The sequence below is a fragment of the Flavobacterium sp. 140616W15 genome, from assembly GCF_003668995.1.
GTDB lineage: Bacteria > Bacteroidota > Bacteroidia > Flavobacteriales > Flavobacteriaceae > Flavobacterium.
Genome location: NZ_CP033068.1, coordinates 4,741,438 through 4,754,188, shown reverse-complemented (window position 1 = coordinate 4,754,188; position 12,751 = coordinate 4,741,438). Strand labels below are relative to the sequence as shown.

The following is a 12,751-nucleotide window of genomic DNA, read 5'->3' as shown; positions in this document are numbered from 1 at the left end:
TTTAAGACTCTTCCTCCTTACTATTTTATCTATCTTCTCCTAATATTTTATACGTAATAGACTGTAGAATAGACAGAACAATACTAAATATTAGCGCTGTCCAAAACGAATCGACAGTAAACCCACCAACAATTTTGGTACATAACAAAATAATTATAGCATTAATAGCCAACAAAAACAATCCAAACGTAATCAAAGTAACTGGCAATGTGAACAATACTAACAACGGCTTAATAAAAACATTAAGTAATCCTAGCACCACAGCAACAATTAAAGCAATAGTAAAACTAGCTACATGAACGCCTGGCATAAAATGAGCTATTAGCAATACTAAGCCTGCGGTAATCAATATTCTGAGTAGTAATTTCATATTTTTTTGTTTTAAAATTTATTTAAAAGTAATAAAATTTTCATTAAACAAAGTAATTATTTCTTCAAAAAATCGATAGCTAACTCGTAAAACATCTTAGGATTTTCGGCATGTAACCAATGCCCAACGTTTGGAATCGTCTCAATATTTGAATTTGGAAAATGCTGTTTGATGTTCTCAAAATCTGAATCTAAAATATATCTCGATGCACCTCCTCTAATAAATAATGTAGGGTTATTAAAAACTAAATCAGAGTCTAGCTCTTTACCAATAGCCTCTAAATTAGTATTAAAGACTGGTAAATTAAATCTAAATGCTAATTGCCCTGGTTCATGCCAATATAGATTCTTCATTAAGAATTGTCTTGTTCCAAAATCAGATATATACGTCGCCAAAATAGCTTCGACATCATTACGACTTGGTTTTACCGAAAAATCAACTGCATTTAATCCAGCCAAAATATCTTGATGATGTTGCGGATAATATTTAGGAGCAATATCGGCTACAATTAGTTTATTAACTTTTTCAGGATGTGTTGCGGCAAAAAACATAGCCGTTTTACCACCCATCGAATGTCCTATGACATCGACTTTATCCAAGTTATTCGCTTGACAATATTCGAAAACATCCTGCACCATCGCCTCATAAGTAAATACATCCGAATGAAAACTACGTCCGTGATTACGTAAATCTAAAATATGAACCTGAAAACCATCAGCAGCAAATTGAGTCCCAAGTGTTTTCCAATTATCAGACATTCCTAAGAATCCATGAAGAATTAGCAATGGCTTGCCCTCCCCTTCTATTTTTGAGTATAACATTTAATAATAATTTTATTTTAATTGACTAAATCACCTTACAAAGGTAAAAAACTAATTTAAGCAAACGAAAAATCATCAAAAACAGGTATTGTATATCCAATTAATAAAGACTATTTTCGCAAAAAATATTAGTTCTTTTCTTATAAAAACTAAACTAACCCTTAACTCTTTTACTATGATTAAAAAAATCATTATGGCTTCTGTGATTATTTCACAATTGGCTATTTCGTGCTCAAATAATGACGACGAACCTGCTAATGAACCCACTACAACTACTCCAAAAGAAGAAACATTACAAGAACAAATTGCAAGAATTAGCAAACTTCCTTACTCTTCTTTAACTCCTGCTGACCAAAAAGTTAAACTAGAGGTTGAAGCAAATGAAATGCTTCTGCAAATGGAAAAAACCAAAACATCTGGTGCAATCGAAGCTATCCAAAATTTAAGAAGTTTACTAAGTCTTAGTCCAACTGATATTTTTGGCGGAAAAAATGGCAATGAAGCAGAAGACATTTTAAAAGTAGCTGATGTTTACGGTATTTATACTTGGAACGATGCTGAAAAAATTTGGACTAAAGCACCTTCAAGTACAGATTTAAAATTTGTTTTCCCTGCTAAAACAAATGGAAAAGAAAACAACGCAACATTTTCTGCTAAAAGTGTTTCTTCTGACATAAAAGTAGAACTTACAGACACTTACGGAAGCTGGTCATATGACCCTATAAATGAAGAATACGTACAAAGTCCAACCATAAATGACTACTACTTTTTACCAACATCAGCTAACGCTACTTTAACAATTGGTGGTGCTCAAGCAGCAACTATTATTTCCAATGCTAAATACTCTAACGGAAGTATTTCTCCAGATCAAGCCAGTTACAAAATGGTATTAAACGATGGCTATACTCTTGAAATTAGCGGTAATAAGAAAGCTACAGACAATACAACTAAAGGTTCATTTACCTATAACGGAAAGAATTTAGTAGAATTTACTGCAGGAAGCACCGCAGATATTGATGGTTTACTAAAAGAAGAACCGCTTGCTCAATACAAAGGTAAAGCGAATGGATTAGCAAAAATAATGGACAACTTTATTATTATTGCCGATATGGACTTAGCAACTGAGGCAGCTGATAACGCAACTTTAGAAAAAACAAGACCTGCTGATCTTGAATACAACAATCCTAATAATAACTACAAAGCATATTTTACTGCATTGAATGCATACGAAAAAAAGTATTCTGAAGGGTCTGCTGCCAACTTTAATAAAAATATGAAATTAATTTTAGTATCTAAAAAAGACGGAACTAAAATCGCAGACATTATTCAACAATCAGAAAAAAGAGGAGCTGATTATGTTTTTAAATTACCTGTTTGGGATTCTCAATATAAATATTGGTCATGGGGTAATGATGAAGGTGAATCATTTTCACAACCATACCTTGAAGAAATATATTACTTAAGATTTAATGACAAAACCGAAGTAGAAATGAGTGTTTATTTCTCAAAAGATTTTGAAAAACTTGAAACTAAATTCAACGATTTCGTAAAGTCTTTTACAGATAAAAAATAAAAATAATTTAAAGCCGATTTGAAAATAATTCAAATCGGCTTTATTTTTTTGGAACCGTTTTGACCTGAACAGTACTTTGTCCGTAACCAGCCCAAATACCCACACCTCCTTTAATATTCGATTTTAAACTTGTATTAGAGGGATAGATTGGATTTTTACTGTTTACAATTTCGTTTTGCCAACTATTCCAAAAATTAAATACTTCTTTATTCATTGTTCTCAATTTCACAAAAATTAAATCACCATCCGTAAAATAAGGTGTAAATTTAGATTTTGGAAAAAACAATCTTCCCCTATTTACTTGCATAGAAACCGAATGCGAATCAAAATTATCATCATCTAGATTTCCATAAAAAGCAGGAACAAAAATCGGTTCCTTCTTATCTACTTTCGTAGCTATTTGATAATAATTCTTTTCATTTACAGGATCGTCAAACTTTATAAAAATATATCCAGTAGTATCAGCTACATTCTTCTTTTCGTAGATAGCACTTGCAATTGGTACCGTATTAGGAATACTTGTAGTAGCTTCTACTATTCTATTTAAATATTCAATTTTTAATGTATAAGTCTTTCCTGCTTTTCCTATGATTTCGCTACCAAAGTATATAAATGGAGGAATTCTATCATTATCCTTTTTAACTCTTAAAACTTCTGTTGTTTCCCCATCTGACACTGTTATCTTTGCTGAACGTATCACATGATTTAGGACATTGGTCGAATCAACAACGTCATTTATTGGTATCGTCCTCGATAATATTACTTGCGGGCCATCTCCTTCTTCAATCCAACCTTCGACAGCCAGCTTTGATTCCAATTTAATTCCGTCGCTAAAAATATCATCATTACAGCTCCACACCACAATCATCAAAAGAAATAAAATGTATTTTTTCATCATCTAAAATTTAAACCTCCAACTTATAGAAGGAAGTATTCGATACAAAACTTTTTTTTCTGGTTTAACAATTACATTACTTTTATCGTCATTCATTAGTACATTTATCACCACATAGATAGGATTCTCAACATTGAAAGTATTATAAATGGAAAAATTAAGAGCACTTTCTTTTTTTGCCGTTTTTACAAAATAATAATTAACCGAAAAATCTGTTCGGATATAATTTGGCATTTGCGCATTATTATACTCCGAATATTCCTTTACTGGATTGTTATTTACAAAATACCAAGATGTTGGCATTGTAAAACGATTCCCTGAACTAAAAATTTGAGTAACTCCAAAATTCCATTTAGAGTTTAAATCATAGGTTCCAACCAAAGCTAGATTATGGCGTCTGTCATATTTAGCATAATAGGTATTTCCATTATTAAGTTTATCAAAACTTCTATCTGACCAACTCAAAGTATAACTTATCCAACCTTTAAACTTGCCACTGCTTTTTTTCAACATAAACTCTAATCCATATGCTTTCCCATTCCCTTCTAATAAATCATTTTTTAACATCGAAATCTCATTAAACTGTGTAACTCCATAAGGATATTCAAGCAAATGCTTCATAGAACGATAAAATGCCCCAAATGAAGAAGTGAAATTTTTAGAAATAGTTTGATTCGAACCTAAAGCAAACTCGTTTGAAGATTGCGCTGGAATTCCATCTGTGCTTGCGATCCAAAAATCGGTAGGAATACCTACACTCGAAGTTGTTATTAAATTCAAATATTGATTTTGCCTGTTATAAGAAGCGTAAAATGAAAGATTCTTGTGCATATAGTAATTAAGAATTGCACGTGGCTGAAAATGCAAAAAAGATTTTGAACCTGAATTATAATAATTGACTCTCAAACCTAATTCTGCAATTAAATTATCTCCTAATTTTGGCTTAGTTGTTGTGAAAATCGCCAGTTCATTAGCAGTAATTAATCCGTTTTGTCTTGAATTATTGACACCACTAAAGTTTTCTATTTCTATTTTTTGTGGTTGCAAATTGTGATAAACATATTGCAGTCCCGATTCAAATGGAATTCCTTTTATTGAATGAGTTATTGAATTTGTAAAGCCAAAATCCTCGACAAATGAAGAAACCCCCATTTGTATTGTCGATTGCTCCATTTTTAATTCATTTGTGTATCTTGTATAATAGATAGCATTAGTCATTGTTACATCTGGAGACAACTTAGAGACTAAAGTAGGCGAAACATTAAAATTACTCCATTTTAAATTTGCATTCAAAGCCAAATCGGAGTCTTTTATTTTCAATTTATCAGCACTAGAAAAAGCTGAAACGGTCAATAAATTATTTTTAGAAATTTCAGTAATAAAAGTTAAGTTAGCATCCGAAAACCCGTATTTCATATCCTGAACATCCTCGTTATTGGGATCTGATTTTAATAATGGAGCAACTATTTCATCTATATATGTTTTTCTTCCTGATATCCTAATTCCTGTTTTTTCACTAATCGGGATACCTAATGTAACCTGTGACGCCAGCAAACCAATATTTCCATCAACTGTAAGTTCTGAAGGGATTTTTTTATTAGGAATTAATAAAGTTGTTGAACTTAAACGTCCTCCATATTTAGAGTTCGAACTTGATTTATCAAATTCAACATCTTGTATATGATCTGTATTATAAAAAGGGAAAACGCCTAATAAATGTGACATTCCATAAATAGGAGTTCCATCGTATAACATAGAGTTATGCCCAGGATCACCCCCTCTTACATACAGATATCCATTTGCATCTCCAGAATTCTGCACTCCAGGTGTAAGCTGTAAAATCTTGACTATGTCGGTTGTCCCTAAAATAGTTGGAACTGTAGATAGCTCCTTAGGATTAAAAGATAATTTACTTCCTGAAAGATTTGTTATTACAGTCTTTTTATTATTAGCTATCAGAACTTCTTTTAAAAGTGAGCTGTCATTTTCTAGCTCAATAGTGATTATTGTGTCTCTTCTACAATCAAAACTGATAGATTTTTCTATATACCCAAAATGGTTAACGGTAATTTTTACTAATCCCACCGGAAGATTTTGGACAAAGTGACTCAAAGTATCACTTGTAGAATAATAGTATTTATTATTCGTTTCAAAAGAAATGTTTACTCCAATTAGGCTTTCATTCTCTACTGTTCTCACAGTTCCTGCTATTGTAGCTCTAGACTGTGCAAATAGGTTAGAAAAACAGAGTAAACAAAATAAAATAATTAGTCTCAACACTTAATTTTAATAAGAAAAGTGCGAAAGTAAACAATTATAACCCAATTACATCAGGTTATAATTGTTTTAATTACTTTGTTATTTTAGTTTACGTAAGTACATATTAACCACATTGTCTAATCCAAGATAAAGTGCTTCCGAAATTAAGGCATGACCAATAGAAACTTCTAATAATCCTGGGATATTTTGTTTAAAAAACTCAATGTTATCCAAACTCAAATCGTGACCAGCATTTATCCCTAAATGAAGTTCGTTGGCCAATTTAGCAGCTTCTACATAAGAATCGATTCCTTTTTCGTTTCCTAAACTATATTGATGCGCAAAAGCCTCTGTATATAATTCGATTCTATCTGTTCCTGTTTTTTTAGCTCCTTCAATAATTTCAAGAACTGGATCTACAAAAATCGAAGTTCTTATTCCGTTACGCTGAAACTCCTGTATCACTTCTGTCAAATACGATTGATTTTTTATAGTATCCCAACCTGCTGAAGAGGTAATAGCTCCAACTGCATCTGGAACCAATGTTACCTGATCTGGCTTGCATTCCAAAACCAAATCAATAAAATTGTGTTGCGGATTTCCTTCAATATTATATTCGGTATATACAATTGCTTTTAAATCTCGCGCATCTTGATAACGAATATGGCGCTCATCTGGACGTGGATGTATCGTTATTCCTTGCCCTCCAAATTTTTGAATATCGGTTGCAACTTTTAATAAATCTGGCACATTTCCGCCACGTGCATTACGTAACGTTGCAATTTTATTGATATTTACACTTAACTTTGTCATATAAATGGATATTAATTCTAGTAACACTATATTTGTTACGACAAAAATACAAAGTAAAACTTAGGAGTTTTTGCTATTTTTTGATTATTTTGCATCAAATATTGCTAATTGTATTATGACAGATATTACTAATTATATTACCAATGACTATAGAGCTATAAACAGTCAAGAAACCATTGCTTCAGCACAGGACTTCTTTACTGATTTAAGCTATTCGCATTTTCCAGTTCTGGAAGATGGAGTCTATATTGGTTGCATAGCTTCCGATGACATTGAAACTTTTGATAGCGACAAAAAAGTAATTGATTATAAATATACTCTCGAACATTTTTTTGCTAGAAGCAATATGATCTGGCTTGATGTATTGGAAGTTTTTGCTAAAAACCATACCAATTTAATCCCAGTTTTAGACGAAAACAATATTTATCTTGGCTTTTATGAAATAGGCGATATCATTAAATTCTTTCACGAAACCCCTTTTTTAAAAGAACCGGGCGGAGTAATAATCGTAAAAAAAGGGCTTCTAGATTATTCTATGAGTCAGATCACTCAAATTGTAGAAAGCAACAATGGTAAAATTCTAGGCGCATTTGTTTCTGATGCCAACTCAGATAGTATTGAAATAACCATTAAAATTAGCTTAGGAGCGATGAACGAAATCATTCAAACCTTCCGAAGATACAATTACGAAATCATATCAGAACACCAAGAAGACACATACATTAACAATTTAAAGGAACGCTCTGATTATTTAGACAAATACCTTAATATATAAAAAATTAGGCGGTGTGTCAATTAGATAATTTTCACATTATGCAATTGACAAATTATCTAATTGACACATTATTTAATCAAAAAGAATGAAAGTAGCTATCTACGGACAATACTATCTAAATAGTACAGACCCAATTATTAAAGACATATTTGTTTTTTTTACCTCGAATAATGTCGAAATGGTTATCGAAGCCAATTTCTTGAAGATGCTCCATGAAAAAAAGATAATCGAAAAAGAATACAAAACTTTCTCAACTCATACTGAATTAGACAGTAGCTTTGAAATGTTGATAAGTATCGGTGGAGACGGAACCATATTAAGAGCTGCAACTTTAATCCGTAATTCCGGTGTACCCATTTTAGGCATCAATGCAGGAAGATTGGGATTTCTTGCTACAGTTCAAAAAGAAAACATAGCAGCATTTATGCAATTTGTAATTGACAAAAAATATACCGTATCACAAAGATCATTATTAAGCTTAACTACAGAACCAAAAAATGAAGCCATAGAAGAACTTAATTTTGCTATGAATGAAGTTACGGTCAGCCGAAAAGACACTACATCGATGATAACAGTAGACACTTATTTAAATGGCGAGTACTTAAATTCATATTGGGCAGATGGATTAATAATATCAACTCCTACAGGCTCAACAGGATATTCATTAAGCTGTGGTGGCCCAATATTAACTCCTGATGTAAATAGTCTTGTTATTACACCTATTGCACCGCATAATTTAACAGCAAGACCACTTATAATACCAGATGATACAGAGATTAAACTTCGAGTATCAGGAAGAGAAGATCATTATCTTGTCTCTTTAGATTCGAGGATAGCTTCAATAAAAAACGAATCTATTTTAACAATAAAGAAAACCGATTTCAAAATAAATATGGTTGAAATTCCCGGAGAAACATTCTTAAAAACCTTACGTAATAAACTACTTTGGGGAGAAGACAAAAGAAATTAATCACTTTTTTAAGTATCCTTTATACTATTTGTAATGTTTTTCTCGTTTTGCAAGTGTCGAATATTCAGTAATTGTTGAGATATATCATCTATAATTCAAAAAATGACAGTTTTAACTTAATGAGCATTGATTCGTATTGATTATTATTATATTTGCACGCAATTTTTAATTAAATGAACAAAATTTTTAATTTATTGTTATGTTTCTTTTTCTTTACAAGCATGAATGCTCAGATACATGAGGTTGGTGTTTTTTTAGGAGGGAGCAATTATATTGGAGATGTTGGAAGTACAACTTACATTTCACCAGACAAGCCTGCTTTTGGGCTATTATACCGATGGAATAAAAGTCCGAGACACGCCTATCGATTTTCATATACTCAATCGACAATCACTGCAAATGATTTAGATTCGAAAGAAGGAGGAAGAAAACTAAGAGGGTATCGTTTTGACAACACAATAAGAGAGCTTTCTGCTGGACTTGAATTCAATTTTTTTGACTTCAATTTACATGAATCCAAAAGAAAAGTCACACCTTATGTATTTTCAGGACTAAGTTATTTCAGATATGATTCATTATACATTCAATCTGGAGAAACAGAAAAAGAAAAAAAGACAGGTTCAATTGCAATTCCGATGATAGTTGGCGTAAAAACAAATTTAACTACTAATTTTGTTTTAGGACTAGAAGTAGGTGCACGATATACCTTTACAGATAATCTTGATGGTAGCAATCCGGATAATGATAATTTAAAATCATTGCGTTTTGGAGATTTAAATAATAATGACTGGTATGTCTTCTCAGGAATAACTTTAACGTATACCTTTGGAAACAAACCTTGCTATTGCCCATATTAAAAAAATGAATTTAGACACAATAGATAAAACAAACTTGCCAAGACATTTAGCCATCATAATGGATGGAAATGGACGCTGGGCTAAACAACAAGGGTTTCTTAGAGCTTTTGGTCATGAAAACGGAACAAAATCTGTTAAAGAAACCATCGAATCCTGTGCCAAAATAGGAATCGAGTATTTAACATTATACGCCTTTTCTACAGAAAACTGGAATAGACCTAAATTAGAGATTGAAACTTTAATGAAGATACTCATCAATTCATTAAAAAAAGAACTCGGTACATTACAGAAAAACAATATCAAACTTAATGCAATTGGCAATTTAGAGAAACTACCTAAATCTGCTCAAAAAGAGCTTTTGGATGTTATTGAAAAAACAAAAAATAACACAAGGCTTACGCTCACATTAGCTTTAAGTTATGGCTCAAGAGAAGAACTTATAAACGCTGTTAGAATCATCAGTAATAAAGTTAAAAATAATATAATTTCAATAGACACTATTGACGATTCAATTATAAATGAGCATCTTTACACGCAAAATTTACCCGACGTAGATTTATTAATACGAACAAGTGGAGAACATAGAATAAGTAATTTTTTGTTATGGCAAATTGCCTATGCAGAGCTATATTTTACTAATGTGTTATGGCCAGACTTTAAAGAAAAGGATTTATATGAGGCTATCATTAGTTATCAAAAAAGAGAACGTAGATTTGGAAAAACAAGTGAACAAATTAAATAATTTTTTAGTGTTACAAAAAAGAATAAAAATAGTACTTACTTTATTGGTTTTTAGTAGTTTTTCACAAATAAAAGCGCAAGAAAGAATTCCATTTGACCAAGGGAAAAAATATATTCTTGCCGACGTATCTGTTGTTGGTAAAATAAGCTTCAACGAGCAAACTGTTGTCACTTTTTCAGGCCTACAAAAAGGACAAGAAATAACAGTTCCTGGTGAAGAAATAAGTGGAGCTATAAAAAAACTTGGAAAGCTTGGTCTTTTTGACGAGATTACATTCTACGTAAATAGAATTGAAAATGATAGCATATATTTAGACCTAGATATCATTGAACTTCCTAAACTAAATGATGTTAAAATTGTTGGCGTTAAGAAGAGTAAAGTTGAAGGACTAATTAAAGACAATAGTTTAACAAAAAACAAAATTGTAAACGAAAATTTAATTACGACTACTAAAAATTATATCGAAAACAAATATAAGAAAGAAGGCTACTATAATACCAAAGTAACCATCACCACTACTGCAGACACCACATCTACAAACCAAGTAAACATGCTGGTTCGTGTAGATAAAGGAGATAAGGTAAAAATTAGCAAAATCGAATTTGAAGGCAATAAAGCCCTATCTGATGCTTCATTAAGAGGTGCAATGAAAGACACTAAGCAAAAAAATCCTATTCGTATTTTTAAAGCTTCAAAATTCATTAAAGACAAATACAAAGCCGATTTAGAAAAAGTTATTGCTAGCTACAAAGAAAAAGGATATAGAGATGCAAGAATATTGCATGACTCTATTACGTACGATAAAAAGAAAAATACACTAGCTATAAAAGTAGATGTTGAAGAAGGTAACAAGTACTACTTTGGTGATATCAAATTCTTAGGGAATACGGTATACTCTGACCAACAATTAAATGGTTTTTTAGGCATTAAAAAAGGAGAAACTTATAATGGTGTACTTTTAGAGAAAAGGATTTCCGATAAGACGAAACCTGATGCAGAAGACATCACCAATTTATATCAAAATAATGGTTATTTATTCTCTAACATTAATGCTGTAGAGGTAAAAACTGTAAATGACACTATTGATTTTGAAATTAGAGTTACCGAAGGTCCAATTGCATATTTTAACAAAATATCAGTTGTAGGTAATGATAAAACAAATGACAAAGTAATTTACCGTGAGTTAAGAACTAAACCAGGTGAAAAATATAGCAAAGATTTACTAGTCAGAACAATTCGTGAGATCGGACAATTAGGATTCTTTGATCCAGAAGCAATTGATCCTAAATTTAAAAATGTCGATGCTGGTGCAGGAACTGTAGATATAGAATACAATCTTGTAGAAAAAGGATCTAGCCAGATAGAACTTCAAGGTGGTTATGGAGGTGGTGGTTTCATCGGAACCTTAGGGCTTTCGTTTAACAACTTCTCTGCTCGAAATATGTTTAACAAAAAAGCATACAAACCTTTACCAATGGGTGATGGACAAAAGGTAGCTCTTCGTTTACAAGGAAGTACTTATTTTCAAACTTATAGTGTATCATTCTCAGAACCTTGGTTTGGAGGAAAAAAACCAGTACAATTCAGTTCTTCTATATCATATAGTACACAGTTTTTAAATAACTACATTACACAAAGAGTAGACAAAAGCAAAAGCTTTAATATCTTAACATTATCTGTTGGTTTAGCCAAAAGATTATCTGTGCCAGATGATTACTTCGTATTATCTCAATCAGTTAGTTACCAACACTATGACCTACATAATTACAATACAGGATTATTTACTTTTGGAAACGGTACATCTAGAAACTTAGCCTATACTATAGGATTAACAAGAAGCAACAAAGGTATAAATCCAATATTCCCAACATACGGTTCAGAATTTAGTCTTTCAGCTAAACTTACTCCTCCTTATTCATTATTCAATGGAATTAACTATGGAGATTTAGCAAATCAAAAAGAGTACAAATTAAAGAATACGGTTGACAGATCAAATCAGCTGGATGATAATGATAATATAGTAAAGATTGGAGACTATGTTGATGCAAAAGGAAACAAGGTTGATGACTATACTCTTGCAGCTACAGATCAAGGAAAAGTTGATCAAAAGAAATTTAATTGGTTAGAATACTATAAAATTAAGTTCAAAGCTGATTGGTATACCAAAGTTTATGGTAAATTAGTACTCCGAACGTTAACTGAATTCGGTTTCTTAGGTGCTTATGATCAATCAAGAGGCGTAGTTCCTTTCGAAAGATTTTATTTAGGAGGAGATGGTATGGCAAATTATTCTATGGATGGTAGAGAAACAATAGCATTAAGAGGATACGAAAATAACTCATTAACGCCAGTAAATAATAATGGTGAACAAATTGGAGCTACGATTTACAACAAATTCTCGTTAGAATTACGTTATCCAATTACATTAAAACAATCAGCTTCGATTTATGTACTTACATTTGCTGAAGCAGGTTCATCTTATGCAAATTTCAAAAACTATAATCCTTTCGATTTAAATCGTTCAGCTGGTGCTGGTTTACGTGTATTCATGCCTGCATTTGGACTATTAGGTATCGATTTTGGTTACGGATTTGATACATTACCAGGACAATCAAAACCAAGCGGTTTTAAAACGCATTTTATTATTGGTCAACAATTTTAATCGTATTGGTAAAA

Annotated in this window: 11 protein-coding genes; 6 read left to right on the top strand and 5 right to left on the bottom strand. The window is 31.6% G+C overall.

All coding sequences use genetic code 11. From position 1 onward, the window contains the following. Nucleotides 1–25: 25 nt before the first annotated feature. Nucleotides 26–370, bottom strand: a complete 345-nt coding sequence (locus tag EAG11_RS20775; protein WP_129540863.1) for a phage holin family protein — start codon at nucleotides 368–370, stop codon at nucleotides 26–28. 56 nt (nucleotides 371–426) lie between these two features. Beyond that, entirely contained in the window at nucleotides 427–1,191 is a 765-nt protein-coding gene (locus EAG11_RS20770; protein ID WP_129540862.1) for an alpha/beta fold hydrolase, read from the bottom strand. Nucleotides 1,192–1,366: 175 nt separating this feature from the next. On the opposite strand from EAG11_RS20770, the gene EAG11_RS20765 reads away from it, so the two are divergent. Continuing rightward, on the top strand, nucleotides 1,367–2,764 hold the full coding sequence (locus tag EAG11_RS20765; RefSeq protein WP_129540861.1) for a hypothetical protein: 1,398 nt from the start codon (nucleotides 1,367–1,369) through the stop codon (nucleotides 2,762–2,764). Between the two features lie 40 nt (nucleotides 2,765–2,804). Here the strand turns inward: EAG11_RS20765 and EAG11_RS20760 are convergent, their stop codons facing one another. The 3 genes from EAG11_RS20760 to EAG11_RS20750 form a co-directional block, all read right to left on the bottom strand. Then, nucleotides 2,805–3,662 carry a DUF4249 domain-containing protein gene (locus tag EAG11_RS20760; RefSeq protein WP_242499218.1) on the bottom strand — a complete coding sequence of 286 codons (858 nt, stop codon included), beginning with the start codon at nucleotides 3,660–3,662 and terminating at the stop codon, nucleotides 2,805–2,807. Then, a complete protein-coding gene (locus tag EAG11_RS20755) occupies nucleotides 3,663–5,858 on the bottom strand; it encodes a TonB-dependent siderophore receptor (protein ID WP_242499217.1) in 2,196 nt (731 codons plus the stop codon). A gap of 159 nt (nucleotides 5,859–6,017) precedes the next feature. Beyond that, nucleotides 6,018–6,731 carry a pyridoxine 5'-phosphate synthase gene (locus tag EAG11_RS20750; protein ID WP_129540859.1) on the bottom strand — a complete coding sequence of 238 codons (714 nt, stop codon included), beginning with the start codon at nucleotides 6,729–6,731 and terminating at the stop codon, nucleotides 6,018–6,020. A 115-nt stretch (nucleotides 6,732–6,846) separates the two neighbouring features. On the opposite strand from EAG11_RS20750, the gene EAG11_RS20745 reads away from it, so the two are divergent. From EAG11_RS20745 to bamA, 5 genes are all read left to right on the top strand, one after another. After that, nucleotides 6,847–7,506 (top strand): CBS domain-containing protein, encoded by a 660-nt coding sequence (locus EAG11_RS20745; protein WP_129540858.1) that lies wholly within the window; start codon nucleotides 6,847–6,849, stop codon nucleotides 7,504–7,506. Nucleotides 7,507–7,591: 85 nt separating this feature from the next. Beyond that, nucleotides 7,592–8,476 carry an NAD kinase gene (locus tag EAG11_RS20740; RefSeq protein WP_129540857.1) on the top strand — a complete coding sequence of 295 codons (885 nt, stop codon included), beginning with the start codon at nucleotides 7,592–7,594 and terminating at the stop codon, nucleotides 8,474–8,476. Nucleotides 8,477–8,649: 173 nt separating this feature from the next. Then, nucleotides 8,650–9,333, top strand: coding sequence for a DUF6089 family protein (locus tag EAG11_RS20735; protein ID WP_129540856.1), 684 nt, complete (start codon nucleotides 8,650–8,652; stop codon nucleotides 9,331–9,333). A 4-nt stretch (nucleotides 9,334–9,337) separates the two neighbouring features. After that, nucleotides 9,338–10,075, top strand: a complete 738-nt coding sequence (locus EAG11_RS20730; RefSeq protein ID WP_129540855.1) for an isoprenyl transferase — start codon at nucleotides 9,338–9,340, stop codon at nucleotides 10,073–10,075. Beyond that, the gene (bamA, locus tag EAG11_RS20725; protein WP_129540854.1) at nucleotides 10,008–12,737 is read left to right on the top strand and encodes an outer membrane protein assembly factor BamA; all 2,730 of its coding nucleotides are present in this window, start codon (nucleotides 10,008–10,010) and stop codon (nucleotides 12,735–12,737) included. Before EAG11_RS20730 ends, bamA begins: the two co-directional genes overlap by 68 nt. Nucleotides 12,738–12,751 lie beyond the last annotated feature (14 nt).